At 67.1% G+C, this 16,100-nt stretch carries 15 protein-coding genes and 1 tRNA gene; 4 read left to right on the plus strand and 12 right to left on the minus strand.

From position 1 onward, the window contains the following. The first annotated feature begins 1 nt into the window (after window position 1). The gene (locus J7E45_RS00830; protein WP_091036323.1) at window positions 2-385 is read left to right on the plus strand and encodes an RNA polymerase-binding protein RbpA; all 384 of its coding nucleotides are present in this window, start codon (window positions 2-4) and stop codon (window positions 383-385) included. Here J7E45_RS00830 and lnt read toward each other — a convergent pair. From lnt to J7E45_RS00875, 9 genes are read right to left on the minus strand one after another with little or no spacing between them, the layout of a single operon-like run. Continuing rightward, complete coding sequence (gene lnt / locus J7E45_RS00835; protein WP_215066497.1) at window positions 382-1,917, minus strand: apolipoprotein N-acyltransferase; 1,536 nt, start codon at window positions 1,915-1,917, stop codon at window positions 382-384. The genes J7E45_RS00830 and lnt overlap by 4 nt on opposite strands. A gap of 2 nt (window positions 1,918-1,919) precedes the next feature. After that, window positions 1,920-4,394 (minus strand): RNA helicase, encoded by a 2,475-nt coding sequence (locus J7E45_RS00840; protein ID WP_215066499.1) that lies wholly within the window; start codon window positions 4,392-4,394, stop codon window positions 1,920-1,922. Beyond that, window positions 4,391-5,149, minus strand: coding sequence for a twin-arginine translocase subunit TatC (tatC, locus tag J7E45_RS00845; protein ID WP_091037601.1), 759 nt, complete (start codon window positions 5,147-5,149; stop codon window positions 4,391-4,393). The genes J7E45_RS00840 and tatC overlap by 4 nt, the downstream gene beginning before the upstream one ends. Before the next feature lie 57 nt (window positions 5,150-5,206). Beyond that, the gene (tatA, locus tag J7E45_RS00850) at window positions 5,207-5,443 is read right to left on the minus strand and encodes a twin-arginine translocase TatA/TatE family subunit (RefSeq protein ID WP_215066501.1); all 237 of its coding nucleotides are present in this window, start codon (window positions 5,441-5,443) and stop codon (window positions 5,207-5,209) included. 44 nt (window positions 5,444-5,487) lie between these two features. Beyond that, entirely contained in the window at window positions 5,488-6,471 is a 984-nt protein-coding gene (locus J7E45_RS00855) for a YafY family protein (RefSeq protein WP_091036312.1), read from the minus strand. Then, on the minus strand, window positions 6,468-7,460 hold the full coding sequence (locus tag J7E45_RS00860; protein WP_215066503.1) for a YafY family protein: 993 nt from the start codon (window positions 7,458-7,460) through the stop codon (window positions 6,468-6,470). The genes J7E45_RS00855 and J7E45_RS00860 overlap by 4 nt, the downstream gene beginning before the upstream one ends. Continuing rightward, window positions 7,460-8,392 (minus strand): hypothetical protein, encoded by a 933-nt coding sequence (locus tag J7E45_RS00865; RefSeq protein ID WP_215066505.1) that lies wholly within the window; start codon window positions 8,390-8,392, stop codon window positions 7,460-7,462. The genes J7E45_RS00860 and J7E45_RS00865 overlap by 1 nt, the downstream gene beginning before the upstream one ends. A gap of 10 nt (window positions 8,393-8,402) precedes the next feature. Then, window positions 8,403-9,422 carry a tRNA (adenine-N1)-methyltransferase gene (locus tag J7E45_RS00870; RefSeq protein ID WP_215066507.1) on the minus strand — a complete coding sequence of 340 codons (1,020 nt, stop codon included), beginning with the start codon at window positions 9,420-9,422 and terminating at the stop codon, window positions 8,403-8,405. Next, window positions 9,422-10,111 carry an HAD family hydrolase gene (locus tag J7E45_RS00875; RefSeq protein WP_374225435.1) on the minus strand — a complete coding sequence of 230 codons (690 nt, stop codon included), beginning with the start codon at window positions 10,109-10,111 and terminating at the stop codon, window positions 9,422-9,424. Before J7E45_RS00875 ends, J7E45_RS00870 begins: the two co-directional genes overlap by 1 nt. 81 nt (window positions 10,112-10,192) lie before the next feature. On the opposite strand from J7E45_RS00875, the gene J7E45_RS00880 reads away from it, so the two are divergent. Then, a complete protein-coding gene (locus tag J7E45_RS00880) occupies window positions 10,193-11,041 on the plus strand; it encodes a PAC2 family protein (RefSeq protein WP_091036297.1) in 849 nt (282 codons plus the stop codon). Window positions 11,042-11,048: 7 nt separating this feature from the next. Here J7E45_RS00880 and J7E45_RS00885 read toward each other — a convergent pair whose 3' ends face one another. Then, window positions 11,049-11,873: an undecaprenyl-diphosphate phosphatase gene (locus tag J7E45_RS00885; protein ID WP_215066509.1), complete on the minus strand. Its 825-nt coding sequence runs from the start codon at window positions 11,871-11,873 to the stop codon at window positions 11,049-11,051. A 40-nt stretch (window positions 11,874-11,913) separates the two neighbouring features. Next, window positions 11,914-13,209, minus strand: coding sequence for a M20/M25/M40 family metallo-hydrolase (locus J7E45_RS00890; RefSeq protein ID WP_215066510.1), 1,296 nt, complete (start codon window positions 13,207-13,209; stop codon window positions 11,914-11,916). 112 nt (window positions 13,210-13,321) lie between these two features. Here J7E45_RS00890 and J7E45_RS00895 point away from each other — a divergent pair. Both J7E45_RS00895 and J7E45_RS00900 read left to right on the plus strand, forming a co-directional pair. Then, window positions 13,322-13,404 (plus strand) — tRNA-Leu (locus J7E45_RS00895). A 144-nt stretch (window positions 13,405-13,548) separates the two neighbouring features. Beyond that, complete coding sequence (locus tag J7E45_RS00900; RefSeq protein ID WP_215066512.1) at window positions 13,549-14,889, plus strand: DUF1254 domain-containing protein; 1,341 nt, start codon at window positions 13,549-13,551, stop codon at window positions 14,887-14,889. Between the two features lie 15 nt (window positions 14,890-14,904). On the opposite strand, the gene J7E45_RS00905 is transcribed toward J7E45_RS00900, so the two are convergent. Continuing rightward, window positions 14,905-16,002 (minus strand): VIT1/CCC1 family protein, encoded by a 1,098-nt coding sequence (locus J7E45_RS00905; protein WP_091036285.1) that lies wholly within the window; start codon window positions 16,000-16,002, stop codon window positions 14,905-14,907. Window positions 16,003-16,100: the final 98 nt, after the last annotated feature.

A 16,100-nucleotide genomic window follows, 5' to 3' on the forward strand; every position in this document is an offset into this window, starting at 1 on the left:
AATGGCAGATCGCAGCCTGCGCGGCATCCGACTCGGCGCCCAGAGCCTACAGAGCGAAGAGGGCGTCGTTTTCATGGAGCGCCGTGAGACCACCTACACCTGTGACACCTGCGGCCACGTCACGAACCTGATGTTCGCGGCCGACGCCGAACCGCCCCAGACCTGGGAGTGCCGCGCCTGCGGTGCCGAAGCACGCCTGAACGTCGACGGCCAGGCCGTCACACTCGAAGTGACCGACGAGAAGGCCGCTCGCACCCACTGGGACATGCTGTTGGAGCGCCGTACCCGTGCGGAGCTCGAAGAGTTGCTGGAAGAGCGACTCGCCTTCATCCGCGCACGTCGCGGCGCCGGAGAAGACCCGACCCGCGAGAAGATCGGGGCTTAACGCCCCCGGGCGCGCCACCACCCGAGGAGCAGCGCGCCGAGACCGCCCCACAGCAGGAATTGCTGGATCCAGGGGCCCAGGACAACCCCCGCCGTGAGGCCGGAACGAAGCTCGACATCTTCGAGCAGCGCTCCGGCCTCTCCTGCGTCCAGACTGGCCACGGTCGACCCGTCGGCCCTGATGACCTGGCTGGTGCCGACGGTCGACACGTTCACGACGCTGCGCCCCGTCTCGATGGCACGCATCCTGGCGAAGGACAGCTGCTGCAGATTCTCGTCGGTGCCTCGGAAGTCGGCGTTGTTGGTCTGGAAGACCAGTACCTCGGCGCCGTCGTTCAGCCCCTCCCGGATCACATCGTCGTAGATGACGTCGAAGCAGATCGCGAGCCCGATCGGCACTCCATCGACCTCGACGATCGGCGGGTTCGACCCCGGCGTGTACTCCCGCTGGATTGGGCCGATCAGATCGGGAGCCAGCGCGTTGTAGAACGCGCGATCAGGCACGTACTCGCCGAAGGGAACGGGGTGCCGCTTGTCGTGCGTCTGCGTGGCTGTGCCGTCAGCGGTCCACAGCATCGAGGTGTTGAAGTAGAGGTCGTCCCTCGCCGTCGGCGCATTCGCCAGCAGCGGCGCATCGATACGGTTCGACACCAGAGTCATCCTCCGGGCGATCGCCGCATTCTCGAACGGATCTGCGTCGAGAGAACCCTCCGGCCACACCACGAGATCGACGTCCTCTCCGTAGAGGGGCGCTGTCGCGTCGGTCTGGGCCTGGATCACGGAGAACGGTTCGCGTTCGTCGAAATACCCGGTCGGTCCGTTGCCCTGAACCGCCGCGATCCTCATCGACCCCGAAGTCGTGGTCGGGAACAGCGGAGTGAAGAGCATAACGACCACCAGCGCTGCCGGCACCAGCAGTGCCAGCGGACGACGCCATCCGCGCAGCCGGACGATCTCGATCAGCACCGCGACGAGCAGCACCATCACGAAGCTGAGTCCACTCACGCCGAGCCATGACGAGATGGGCGCGAGGGGGCTCTCGGCCTGGCTCATCCCGATCCGCGCCCACGGGAAGCCTCCGTACGGCCAGGAGCCGACGAAGAGCTCACGCCCGACCCACAGGGACGCGACGACCGTGGGAAGCCCCAGAATGCGCCCTGCAGCGCCGGGGAAGGCGCGAGGAAGCCATCTGTAGGCGAGTGCGATGGGCACGAGCGCGATGGCGGTGAGACCACCTTCGACGACGCTGAGCGCGGCCCACGGAATCGGCCCGAGGTAGCGGGACGTCCAGGAGACCAGAAGAGCGAAGAACAGGATGCCGTAGACCAGACCGACCAGAAGTGCTCCGCCGAAGCGCCGGCCGATCAGGGACACGAGCACGAGAGCTGTGGCGGGGAATGCGAGCGCCCATACCGCGGCGCCCGGATAGGCGAGGTTCATCAGCAGAGCCCCGAGCGCGGCGGTGGGCGCTGCTGCCCACAGGGGCAGCAGCGCCCGCTCGGGCACAGCGGTATTCGCGGACGTCGTCGCCATCATCACATCGACGAATAGGCGACGATGCCGCGACGCACACCGTCGAGGGCGCTGCGTGCGGTGCGCGCGACAGCGGCATCCTCGGCCACGATCGACAACTGATCGAGGAGGTCGATCGTCTGCTTCGCCCAGCGCACGAAGTCTCCCGCGGCCATGTCGGCATCGATCAGCACCCGATCGAGCATTCCCCCGCGAGCCCAGGCGTGCATCGCACCGGCGAGCCCGGCGGCGAGCGGTTCACTGCCCGGCAGACGATGATCCTGTTCGAGGTCGTCGAGCTCGGCCCAGAGGGTCGTCGTCTTCTCCCATGCCGTTCGGAATGCGCCACGTGGGAGGCCCCGCTCCCCCGAGTTCGCCTCGTCACGACGCGGTTCATTCACGAGGCAGCATGCCATCGCCGCCAGCGAGGGGGCATCGAGGCCCGCCCAGAGTCCCTGGCGCAGCGACTCAGCAACGAGGAGATCGCGCTCTCCGTATATGCGACGCATCGTGCGCCCGGCCTCCGTCAACGTGGTCTCGCCGTCGACCTCCGTGAGGTAATCCAGAGTCTCGAGTACCTCGACGACCCGATCGAACACGCGCGCCACCGTTCCGGTGCGGGTCTCGATCTGACGCCGGATGCGGTCGGTCTGGCGCTTGAGCTTCCAGTAACGTTCCGCCCAGCGCGCGTGGGCTTCCCGATCCGGGCAGCGATGGCAGGGGTGGCGCTGCATCTGCGTGCGCAGCGTCTGGATGCGCTTCATCCGCTTGTCGCGCGATGCCCTCGGCGCTTGAGAATCCTGACGGTTCTTCTTCTCGAGATCGCTGAGCTCTCGACGGATGGCGGCGTACTCGGGAAAGTCCCCGTGCTCGCACGCCATCGAACTCTGGTAGCCCGCCAGCGACGCTTCGGCTTCTCGCACCTGGCGCGCCAGTCCGACGACAGCGCGATCCGCCTGGAACTGAGCGAACGAAGACTCGAGGATCTCGCGGGCCCTGGCCTTGCCGAACATGTCGATCAGGTTCACGGCCATGTTGTACGTGGGGCGGAAGCTCGAATTCAGCGGGTACGTGCGGCGCGATGCCAGCGCGGCGACGGCCTGCGGATCCATGCCCTCGGTCCACTGCACGACCGCATGGCCCTCGACGTCGATCCCGCGCCTTCCAGCTCGACCGGTGAGCTGGGTGTACTCCCCCGAGGTGATCGCGACCCTGGCCTCGCCGTTGAACTTCTCCATCTTCTCGAGAACGACCGTACGGGCGGGCATGTTGATGCCGAGAGCCAGGGTCTCCGTCGCGAAGACGACTTTCACGAGTTTGCGTCGGTACAGCTCCTCGACGACTTCCTTGAAGGCCGGCAGCAGACCCGCGTGGTGCGAGGCGACGCCGCGCTCGAGGTTGTCGAGCCACTCCCAGTAGCCGAGCACGTCGAGGTCTTCGTCCTGGAGAGTACGGGTCCGGTCCTCCACGAGGGCCCGGATCTCCGCTCGTTCCTCGGCGGAAGTCAGCCGAAGACCGGAGCGCCGCACCTGCTGGACCGCGGCGTCGCAGCCCACTCGACTGAAGATGAAGAAGATCGCCGGGAGCAGGTTCGCGCGCTCGAGGAGGTGCACGACGTCCGGACGATCCATCCGCTCGATCCGGCGGGCGTTGGCGGCGCGCACGGGCCGCCGTCCGCCCCGCGGTGGACGCTTGGCCTGGCGTCCGGCATGACGGTCACTGCGATACGACTGCGCCTGCCGGTTGTTGTCGTAGTTCGACCCGGTCGACGAGCGAATGCGCATCAACTCCTGGTTCACCTGCGCGGTCGCGAGACCCGCACGATCGTCGAACAGCGGAAGCAGGTCATCGCGGACGAGAACGTGCTGCTCCAGGGGGACGGGCCTGATCTCGGAGACGATGACGTCGGTGTCGCCACGGACCGTGTCGAGCCAGTCGCCGAACTCCTCGGCATTGGAGACCGTGGCGCTCAGCGAGACCAGTCGCACCCGCTGAGGCAGGTGGATGATGACCTCTTCCCACACCGCTCCGCGGAAACGATCGGCGAGGTAGTGGACTTCGTCCATGATCACGTAGCGCAGGTCGCGGAGCGCGGCGGAGTCGGCGTAGATCATGTTGCGCAGGACCTCGGTGGTCATCACCACGATGCGCGCGTTGCCGTTGATGTTGGTGTCACCGGTGAGCAGACCGACCTGATCCGCCCCATAAACCTCGACCAGCTCACGGAACTTCTGGTTCGAGAGGGCCTTCATCGGCGTGGTGTAGAACGCCTTGTCGCTCGCGGTCCGCATCGCGAGGTGGATCGCGAACTCCCCGACGATCGTCTTCCCTGCCCCCGTCGGTGCGGCCACCAGCACACTGCGGCCGTTCTCCAGAGCATGGCATCCCGCGACCTGGAACGGATCCAGCTCGAACTTCTGCAGTGCCGCGAACGCCGAGGACTCCGGGTGCTCCGCTGCCTGCTGGGCCTGCGCGTACCGCTCGGAGGGCGAGCTCATACCGCGTCCGGCAACAGCCCGGTCGCCTCGTTGCGCTTGCGCTTGCGCCGGTCGAACAGGAGAGAGAGCCCTGCTGCGGCGAAGAAGAGGACGATCAGGATTCCGGCGAGCATCAGCATGCTGACCACATCGGCGGCCGGCGTCGCGAGCGCGGCGAACACCGTCGCGATGATGATGGCGATGCGCCAGCCCTTGAGGATCGCCCTGCCCGACATGACACCGGCCAGGTTCAGCGCGACGAGGAAGACCGGCAGCACGAACGAGACCCCGATGACGATCATCAGCTTGAAGACGAAGTCGTAATACTCCTGCGCGTAGTAGAAGTTCGTCGCGCCGTCGGGCGTGAAGCTCCACATGAGCTCGATCACATGCGGCATGATCATCACGCCCAGGTAGCACCCGGCGAAGAACAGCGGGACGGCAGCGACGACGAAGCCGACTGTGTACTTGATCTCCTTACGGGTCAGGCCGGGCATGATGAAAGCCCACACCTGCCACAGCCAGACCGGCGCCGAGATGAAGAGGCCGATCGAGAAGGCGATCCGCATGCGCATGTCGAACGCGGCCGTCACCGTGCCGAAGTTGAGCGCGCTGAAATCATCACCGCGCTTCTCGGTGATGATGCGGATGGGCTCTGTGATGAAGTGGATGACCGGGTCGGCGACGATGAACGCCACGACCATGCCCACGACCAGAGCGAGCGCCGCGTACATCAGACGCTTGCGCAGTTCGACGAGATGCGCGCCGAGCGACATCCGCCGATCCCGATCCGCCTTCGGCATCACGGTCGGTTCGATAGCTGCCACGGCCGGTCAGGAGCGAGGCGGAATCTCAGGGTCTGCGCCCGAGTCCTTGACCGACGTGGGGTCGGCGATGGTCGAGTCGGCGCGAGGTCCGTCCTCTTCCTTCATCGCCTTCATCTCACCCTTGAAGACGCGGGCGGACTGGCCCATGCTCTTCGCCAGAGCCGGCAGCTTGGCGGCACCGAACAGAAGGAGGATCACGGCGAGCACGATCAGAAGGTGCCAGCCTTGCATTCCAGCGAACATGTAAGGATTCCCGTCGTCGATGAGCGTTCGGTTCAGTCTACAGATCAATGCTCGGCATCGGGGCGGCGATACAGCGCGAGTCCCGATGCGGCCCAGTCCCTCGTCGCGGATCGGGCGATGGCCGGCTCCCGAACCTCCATCGCACCGCCGAACCTCCCGGCCAGCCGCTTGACCCCACGGGGATCGGCGAGGTGCAATGTTGTGGTCACCGCGCCGTCGACCACATCGGGCTGCCCGGTGGGAACGAAGCCGCTCAACAGGGGCGCGAGGCGCTCCGGCACCCGCACGGTGACCTCGCGTTCGTCGTCGAGACCGGCGAAGGCCTCAGGAACGTGTTCACCGCCGTGGGTGATCGGGATGTCGGTGAGGGTCGGTGCGCTGACACGGTCGAGATGGAACGTCCGCATCGCCTGCCTCATGTGGCACCATCCCTGCAGGTACCACTGGCCGTTCGTGATGAGGATCTGCATCGGATCGACGGTTCTGGTCGTCGGTGCGGCATCCGGAGCCTGGTAGGTGAAAGCGATCGCGACGCCCTCATGCAGACCTCGCGCGACAGCTTCGCGGACCTCGTCGACGGCGCTCGGGGCGACGACGACCTCGGCGGGAGCATCGGCTGCTCCGCGGGACAACTTCGAGATGAGGCCGGCGACGAGACCCGAGTCCGAGACAGCCGGCACCGCCGCGACCATCTGCAGTCCGGCGAGCAGCGCTGCCGCCTCCCGCGCAGTGAAGCGCGGGACCCGACGCAGGGCCACATCGTTGGTGATCTCGATGACATCCTCGAGGTCGAGCAGGTCCCAGTTGATGTCGAACATCTCCTGCGGCTGCTGCCAGTAACCGGACTCACCGGGGAGGCCGATCACCGTCAGCTTCTCGACCATGCCGCGCATCTCCTGCGGCGTCACGCCGAACTCCTCGGCCGCCTCGGCGAGGGACACCTGGCCGTGCTCGAGCAGGTACGGCACGAGAGTGAGGTAGAGGCGGACGCGGTCGGCCGCGAGCAGCGGCTTGGATTTCGCGCTCATGAGGCCTTCCCCTGATCTGTGTGCGCCTCGACGACCGCCCGCAGCCGGTCGATGACCGCGTCACGCAAAGCGACAGGTTCGACCACCCGCACCTCGGGCCCGTAGGAGGCGAGCTCATCGGCGAAGATGTGCAGGTCGACGAACGGGACGCGGATCCCCTGCGGCGCCGAAGAGGCACGTCGGCCCAGGCGAAGAGCGGCTTCGGTGCCAGGCGTGACCTCCAGCAGAGCGGAGTTCGCAGCAGCGACGCGTTCGAGCCCGGAGAGCGCCCGCTCCCCCGCCCCGTTTCGGAGCGCGGAGTCGAAGGTCGTCGTGTTCACCTTGACGTCGCCGACGATACGGCTGAGCAGGAACATCCTGTCCTCCTCGACATCCACGTCAACGCCGAACACGTGCCATCGGGCCTCGTAGTCGACCAGGGCCAGGGGGCGGATCCGCCGCCGCCGAGGCGCATCCTCTCCCGGTTTCAAGTAGTCGAAGGCGACGACACGGCACCGCTCGATCGCGTCCTGGAGCGGGGCGAACGCGGCATCGCGGGCAGTGATCCGCGGGGCGAAGCCGATGATCGGCTCGTCACCGTCGATGCCCAACGCGCGGATCTTGCGCACGCCCGACTGCGCATCACCCGAGACGGACTCCGCACTCCAGACGCTGCCTGCCAGCTGCAGCACGGCCATTTCGGCGGCGGAGAACTCGATGTCACTGGGCAGGTCATACTCCGCTTGCGGAATACGGTATCTCGCTTCACGGAGGTCGTTCGGATCGGCGGCGTCCCCGATCGTCTCGATCGGCACGCCGAGGGTGCGCAGCTCGTCCTTGTCCCGCTCGAACATCTTCTCCAGCGCGTCGGAGCGTGTACCCGCATCCGCCCGCTGCCGATATCCGGACACGTTGTCGAGGATCTGCTGCTTGGTCAGCCCGATCTCCGTGGCCATCAGCGCCACGACGAGATTCGTGAGGCGTTCCTCCGCGGGGATCCGGCTGGCCATCACTGCGTCGGCGCCGTGACTGCGCCCAGGATGTCGACGACGTAGGCGACGGCAGGGCCGCCGTCGCCGGAGGGCGTGACGACGAGCAGCTGCGAGCCCACGGTCTTGCCGACGATGGCCTCTGCGACGCTGGGAGCCGAGGTCGAGAGGTCGCCTGTCGGTCCCTGGCCCCACGTGCTGTTGATGACCTTCTTGTCATCCCAGCCCACGGCCATCACGTTCAGAAGCGGGATCTGGCCCGCTTCGACCTCTTCGCCGTCTCCCTTGATGAGAGTCTGCACGACCTGCTCCGTCGGCGCTGCGCTGTCGGGAATGATGACGCCGGGTGTGCCATCGGGGGCTCGCACCACCGTCGGCATGCCCTTCGCATCGTTGAACTGGAGGGAACCCTCGGCCCGGGAGAGGAACACATCGACCACGTCGATGACGAACACCGCGTTGTCGTCGGCCGCGAGACCGAAACCCTCCAGGTTGTTGGCGCCGAAATCTTCCGGCGTGAGGGCCGCGACGATCCGGGATCCCGCCGTCGCGCACTCGAACACCGACTCGAGTCCGGGCGACTGCGTCGCCCAGTAGTCGGCCGTGGAGACCTGTCCCTTGGCCTCGTCGTACGACGTCGCGTAGACCTGCTTGCCGGTCTCACCGCTGAAGATCGAGAGCTCCACCACGAGGGCCTGCGTGTTGTCGAGGATCTGCCGGCCGTCGCCCACTGTCGTGTCGGCGAAGGCGGTCTCCTTGAGGTGCAGCGGGCTGAACACGCTGACGTCCGGAGCCGATCCGACGTCGCCTTCCACGGTGACGGCGTCACGGATCTCGTTCGACCCGGCCCCGCGGTCGCAGGCGTCGCCGCCGTCGGGTCCCGCTGCTGTGCACCCGGTCAGGGCGAGGACGGCGAGGCTGAGTGTGGCCAGAACGGCGGACGTTTTACGCACGCGCTCCAGTCTATTCCGTCGCGTGCCCGGAATCGCGCGACGCCGCAGCAAGGCGTGCCCCTTCGGCAGCCTTCTCGGCTTCCCGCGCCCGCTTGCGCAGGTTCTTGTCACTGATCTCGCGGTCGCCGACGGCGCCGGGCGTCCACGCCTCGACATCCTCGTCGCCGTAGCTGCTCTTGGAAGCGCGTCGCTTGACCGATGGCGCGATCGCGCCCGGTGCGAGCCGTCGAGCGGTGAGAAGGAACCCCGTGTGTGCGACCATCCGGTGATCGGGGCGCACCGCGAGGCCTTCGACGTGCCACCCGCGGACCATGGTCTCGGAGGCATCGGGATCGGTGAAGAGTCCCGTGCCACGGATGTACTCCGCGACGCGCGAGAGCTGGGTCGCCGTAGCCACGTAGCAGAGGACCACGCCTCCGGGAGTGAGCGCATCGGCCACGGCGTCCATGCATTCCCAGGGGGCGAGCATGTCCAGCACCACCCGGTCGACGGCGCCGGCCTGCACCTCGTTCGGGAGCGACTCGACGAGGTCGCCCACGACGACGCGCCAGGTCTCGGGGTGCTCGCCGAAGAACGTCTCGACGTTGCCGCGGGCGACGTCGGCGAAGTCCTCGCGGCGTTCGAACGAGATCAGGTTTCCTACCGGCCCGACGGCCCGCAGGAGTGAGAGGGAGAGCGCTCCCGAACCGACCCCGGCCTCGACGACCGTCGCGCCCGGGAAGATGTCGGCCTGCATCACGATCTGCGCCGCATCCTTCGGGTACACGATCGCCGCGCCCCGCGGCATCGACATCGCGAAGTCTCTCAACAGGGGACGGAGCGCCAGATAGTCGTGTCCGGAGCTGTTGGCCACGACCGAGCCGTCGGGAAGGCCGATCAGGTCGCGATGGCGCAGCACGCCCTGGTGCGTGTGCAGCTCCCCGTCCTCGCGGAGCGTCACCGTGTGCAGGCGACCCTTCGGGCCGGTCAGCTGCACTCGATCGCCCGGTCGGAACGGACCACTAGGCCTCGGTACGCGGCTTTCGGTCATCAGGAAGCTCCTGTCGCGACGTTGATGCTGTCGAAGAGATCGTTAAGATCGCCGGCGCTCCTGCCGGCGAGTGTCGGCCACAGCTGGTGCGCGCCGAGATGGTCGAGCGGGACGATATGTGGCACCGCGAGCGTCAGCGCACCCGAAGCGAGTCCGGCGCGGACGCCGGTCGGAGAGTCCTCGATGACGATCACGTTGGTGATGTCGACGTCGAGGAGTGCCGCTGCCTGCAGGTAGGGCTCGGGGTGCGGCTTGGGGTTGTCCACATCGTCCCCGGCCACGACAAGGTCGAACGCCTCGAAATCGATCAGACCGACCACGCTCAGTGCCATCCTCCGCAGCGACATCGTCACGAGCCCCGTCGGAATTCCCGCGCTCCGCAGGTCGCGGAGCAGTTCGCGAGCTCCCGGGCGGAACGGTACGCCGCTGGTGCGGAGCGAGTCCTGCACCGCGTCTGTCAGATGGTCGACGATCGCCTGGGCCTCCATCGCGACGCCGGCCCGCTGCAGGATCACCGCGCTGTCGAGCAGACCGCTTCCGACGAGCTGCAGCGCATCCTCGTGGCTCCAGGACCCGCCGAAGGATTCGACCAGTGCCGTCTCGGCCGCCATCCAATACGGTTCGGTGTCGACGAGCGTTCCATCCATGTCCCACAGGACCGCGCTGGGCTTTCTACTCACTGAACCCATGCTAGCCGGGGTACCGCCCGCATCCCGCCGTCGCGGACTAGCCTGGAAGGATCTCGTCCACGATCTCGAAGGGAGCCCTCGATGGATGTTCTCGGTCAGCGCATCGTCATCGCGGCCTTCGACGGCTGGAACGATGCCGGTGAAGCGGCGAGCGGCGCCATCGAAGCGCTGCGCGCGTCGTCGGACTACGATCTCGTGCACTCCGTCGATCCCGAACTGTACTTCGACTACCAGTACACGCGACCGTCGAGCCGGATGGACGGTGAGGGCCGGCGCCAGCTGACGTGGCCGGAGGCGGGGCTCTGGCGTCCGCGCGATCCCGGTCCCGGACCCGAGTTCTGGCTGCTGACCGGCGCTGAGCCGGCCCGCACCTGGCAGTCGTTCGCCTCGGAGTTCATCGATGTGGCTCTGCGCGATGACATCACCGGACTCGTCACCCTCGGCGCGATGCTCTCGGACGTCCCGCACACGCGGCCGATCTCCATCTTCGCGTCCAGCCAGAACGAGCAGGTCCGCGAAGCGCACGATCTGGAGCGTTCGCTCTACGAGGGGCCGGTCGGCATCCTCTCCGTCATCGAGCACTTCGCAGAGAACGCGGGGATCCCCACAGCCAGCCTGTGGGCCAGCGTGCCGCACTACGTCGCGTCTGCGACGCCTTCGCCCAAGGTGACTCTCGCCCTCCTCGACCGGCTCGAAGAGCTGACCGGCGCCGACGTGGATCGGCAGACGCTGCGGACCGAGGCCGCGGCCTGGGAGGCCTCGATCGATGCGGCCGCGTCGGAGGACGAAGACATGGCCGAGTACATCCGTCAGCTCGAGCGCACGCGCGACACGTGGGACTCCCCCGAGGCGTCCGGCGATGCGATCGCGCAGGCGTTCGAGCGGTATCTCCGCCGTCGCGACGACGGTCCAGGAGACCGCAAGCGCTGAGGCCGGATCAGGCTGCGATCACCCCGGTGCCGAGCAGGACCAGGAGGACCGAGCCGAGCAGGATCCGGTAGATCACGAACGGCAGGAAGCTGCGCTTCGAGATCCAGTTCATGAAGAACGCGATGACGCCGAGTGCGACCACGAAAGCGATACCCGTCGCCGCGAGCGTGTCGCCGAACGAGAAGAACGATGGCTCGTCCCAGCTCTTGAACACCTGATAGAAACCGCTGCCGAACACCGCCGGGATCGCGAGCAGGAAGGCGTAGCGGGCGGCGGCGGCGCGCTCGTAACCGAGGAAGAGGCCCATCGTGATGGTGCCGCCCGAGCGGGAGACGCCCGGGATCAGCGCCAGCGCCTGTGCGAAGCCGAAAGCGATGCCGTGCGGGTAGGTCAGATCGTCGAGGTTGCGGCGCTTCGCCCCGACGTAATCGGCGACGCCGAGCAGGATGCCGAAGACGATGAGCATGATCGCGACGATCCACATCGACCGGAGCACCGTCTCGATCTGGTCCTGGAAGAGCAGCCCGAGAACCACGATCGGGATGCTGCCGATGATGATCATCCAGCCCATCCGCGCATCGGGATCATTGCGCGGAGCTTTTCCGACGAGTGAGCGGAACCACTGGCCGATGATCCGCACGATGTCACGCCAGAAGAACACGACGACCGCGGCCTCGGTACCGATCTGCGTGATCGCGGTGAAGGCCGCACCCGGGTCCTCGCCCGACGGCAGGAACGTGCCGAGGATACGCAGATGGGCGCTGGAGGAGATCGGGAGGAACTCGGTGAGTCCCTGGACGATGCCCAGGATCAGTGCTTCGAGCAGGTGCATGGAGAGCTTTCAGTTCAGAGAGGCACGGAGCGCGCAGCGCTCAGTACGTGCGCAGCAGATCGGCCAGCACCCGCTGGCCGAAGACAAGCGATTCTACGGGTACTCGCTCATCGACTCCGTGGAACATGCCTGTGAAGTCCAAGTCGGCGGGGAGCTTCAACGGCGCGAAGCCGTACCCGGTGATGCCCAGGTAGGCCAGCGCCTTGTTGTCGGTGCCGGCGCCCAGGAGGTAGGGGATCACCGGCACGCCGGGGTCATGGCGGCCGATGCTGGCCACCATCGCCTCGACGAGCTCGCCCTCGAACGGTGTCTCCATACCGATGTCACGGACAACGGTCTCGATGACGATCTCATCGCCGACGATCTGCTGCAGCTCGGCCAGAACGTCATCTTCCGTGCCCGGGATCACGCGGACGTCGATGAGTGCCTCGGCACGCTCCGGGATCACGTTGTGCTTGTATCCGGCGGTCAGAGCCGTGGGATTCGTGGTGGTCCGGAACGACGACCTCAGGAACGCCTCCGCGGGGCCAGCGGCAGCGGCGAGGGCATCGGGGTCGTCGGCACTGCGCCCGCTCAATGCGCTGAGTCCCTCCAGCAGTGCCGTGGTCGTCGGCGTCAGACGGATCGGCCAGCGCGTGCGCCCGATCGCCGCGACGGCCTCCGCGAGCTTCGTCACGGCATTGTCATCGTGCAGGCGGCTGCCGTGGCCCGCGCGCCCCTTCGCCACCAGACGTATCCAGATCAGCGCCTTCTCGCCGACCTGCAGCAGGTACGCACGTCGGTCATCGACAGTGATCGAGTAACCCCCGACCTCGCTGATCGCGGCCGTCGCCCCTTCGAACCACTCCGGGCGGTTCTGGACGACGAGAGCCGAACCTTCGACGCCGCCGTTCTCCTCATCGGCGAAGAACGCCAGGATGAGGTCGCGCTCCGGCTGCTCCCCCGCCCGCAGGATCTCGGCGACGGAGGTGAGGATCATGGCGTTCATGTTCTTCATGTCCACGGCACCGCGACCCCACAGCATCCCGTCCTGGACGAGGCCGGCGAACGGATCGACGCTCCAGTCGTCGGCCATCGCCGGCACGACGTCGAGATGACCGTGAACGACGAGTGCGGGTTTGCTTCGGTCACGGCCGGGGACACGAGCCATCACGTTGGTCCGGCGGGCGATCGGCTCGTAGTACTCGACATCGAGCCCGAGCTCCGCGAGGTAGGCGCCCACGTACTCCGCGGCCTCGCGCTCGCCCTTCGCATTCCCTCCGCCGAAGTTGGATGTGTCGAAGCGGATGAGGTCGCTGGCGATGCGCACGACCTCGGGAAGAGAGGGATCGGTCATGTGCTCCAGGCTATCGAAACCGCGTGCCACGCCCGGGCGTACCGCTCGGTTCGAGAGGCCGCGGGGAACGTGGTAATGTCATTCTTCGGTCGGCAACGATCATCCAAAACCTGCGCGGGTGGCGGAATGGTAGACGCGCTACGTTGAGGTCGTAGTGCCCGTAAGGGCGTGGGGGTTCAAGTCCCCCTCCGCGCACAGGAAGAAGAAGGCCCCGGATCCCCTGGATCCGGGGCCTTCTTCGTTGTCCGCAGGCGACGCGAGGCAACGTACGAGTGACTTCATCCGAGGGGGATGATCTCCTCCCCCTGCACGCGAACGGCTCTGGATAGCCTGATCCGCATGACAGCCCTCGATGCCGATCGTTCGACGATCACCCAGGCCTACCTTTACGGTTTCCCGCTCGTGTTCAACCTCGATCAGGTCACGCGCTACACGACCACCGGGGTCGGCGCCAACCCCGCCGCCCGGTTCAACACCTTCAGCCACGCTCGGACGCTCGCAGGGCCGGCAGACACGTTCGTCACGATCAACAACGACACGCTGTATTCGATGGCGCAGGTCGACCTCAGTGTCGGCCCGGTCGAGCTGCAGGTCCCTGACACTGCTGGCCGCTATTACGTCCTCCAGTTCGTCGACGCATGGACGAACAACTTCGCCTACGTCGGACATCGCGCGACCGGAACGGGCGCGGGGACGTTCCTCCTCGTCCCGCCGTCCTGGACCGGCGACGCCGGAGATACGGTCGTGATCCGATTCCCGACGACGATCGCCTCGATAGTCGGACGCTGGGCAGTGAGCGGTGATCACGAGCTCCCCGAAGTACACGCACTCCAGGACGCCACGACGCTGACGCCGCGAGATCCTGATGCCGTTCCTGCAGGCCTCGCCGTCCCGGATCCCGACGCGCCGGAGAGCGCGCTCTTCCTCGAGAAACTCCGCGTCTGGTCGCAGCAGTTCCCACCCGCACAGCGTGATCGGCCGCTTCAGGACTCGCTCGCCTCGACGGGGATCGCTGTGCGGGGCGCATCACCCTATGCGTCGATGCCGCTCTCCGACGCCGCGCGCCTGGTCGGCGACATGGACGCCGCCAAGGAGACCCTCCATACGATCCTGACGCACGGCTCCAGCCCGGAAGAGAACGGGTGGAAGCTCACCTTCCACGCCTTCGACTACAACCTCGACTACTTCGAGGTCGGTGCCCTGGATGACGACCGCTTCAAGATGACCGACCCCGAACTGCGAATCGCCGAACGCGCAGCTGCCGCACTCGGCGGTCTATGGGGCAACCACCCCTACGAAGCGGCGTACATCATGACGTACGTCGACGACCGCGGAGAACAGCTCACCGGTGCCCGGACATACACGCTGCGTCTGGACCCCGAGCCGCCCGTGTCCGCCTTCTGGTCGTTGACGATGTACTCCGTTCCGGAGTTCTACCTGGTGGAGAATCCCATCGCGCGGTACTCCATCGGCGACAGGACCCCGGGCCTGGTCCGCGATGCGGAAGGCGCTCTCACCATCACGATCAGCCATGAACGACCCGAAGATGCGACGGCGGCGGCCAACTGGCTTCCCGCACCGGCCGGAGACTTCCGGCCGGTGATGCGGATGTACGAACCCGACCCTGCCGTTCTCGACCGCCGATACACGGTCCCCGCGATCAATCGGGTGGTGGGGTGAGTCCGCGCACGCCCATCAGGCTGTGCCGACACCGAACACCAGGCCGAGCACGTACGTGATGGCGGCGGCGCCGAAGCCGATCGCGAGCTGACGGAGGGCGCGGCGCAGGGGCGGGCCGCCCGAGAGCACGCCCACCATCGCGCCCGTGCTCAGCAGCGCGATGCCGACCAGAATCAAGGCGACGATGATCGCCGTCGTGCCCTGGAGGCCGAAGATCCAGGGCAGGACCGGAATGATCGCTCCGGAGGCGAACAGCAGGAAGCTCGAGATCGCCGCCGTCCAGTCGCTCCCGACGATCTCGTGATCGTCTCCGGACTGGATGTTCACCGGACCCGTTGCCGCGCGGCTGACCCCCGCCTGCGCAGCCGAGACGATCCGTCGCGCGCGCGACAGCGACTCCTCCTGGTCCATGCCGCGCGCCCGATACACGAGCGCGAGTTCGTTCTCGTCGATGTCGAGATCGCCGGCAGCGGCATGGGCGTCCTCATTCGCCTCGGTCGCCGCGAGCAACTCGCGCTGCGAACGCACCGACACGAACTCCCCCGCACCCATCGACAGCGCGCCCGCCAGCAGTCCTGCGATGCCGCTGAAGAGGACGAAGCCCGAACTGACCCCGGTCGCACCGATGCCGAGCACCAGCGCGAGGTTGCTCACGAGGCCGTCGTTGGCACCGAACACGGCAGCGCGGAACGATCCGGACAGGCGCCTGCGTCCCCGCGCAGCGAGTCCGCGGACGACCTCGTAGTGCACCTTCTCGTCCGCGCGCATCGCGGGAGTCGCATACTGCTCGGAGTCGTAGGGCGAACGAGCCTCGGCACTCTGAGCGAGCGCGAGCACGAAGATCGACCCGAAGCGGCCCGCCATCCAGCCGAGCAACCGCGACCGGACGCCGGCACGCGGCAGCCGTGCGGGCTCTGCCCCGAGAAGGTCGAGCCAATGCTGCTCATGGCGGCGTTCGGCGTCTGCGAGCCTCAGGAGGATCTCACGTTCCTCCCCCGAGCGGCGCGCCGCGAGTCTCTGGTACACGGCGCCTTCGGCGCGCTCCTCGACCAGGTAGCGCGCCCAGCGCCGGCGATCGGCGGGGGTCGGGTCGGCGGCAGCGGGGGCTGTCATGGATCCTCCAGATGTGACGGTGCCCGGTGCGCGGGCAACCGTTCAACGCTAGCCGTGGAGTCTCGACGACACCCCGCTCAGACGCGGATTGACAGCAT

Origin of the sequence: Microbacterium sp. ISL-59 (genome assembly GCF_018613945.1) — a bacterium.
GTDB classification, from domain to species: Bacteria; Actinomycetota; Actinomycetes; order Actinomycetales; family Microbacteriaceae; genus Microbacterium; species Microbacterium oxydans_B.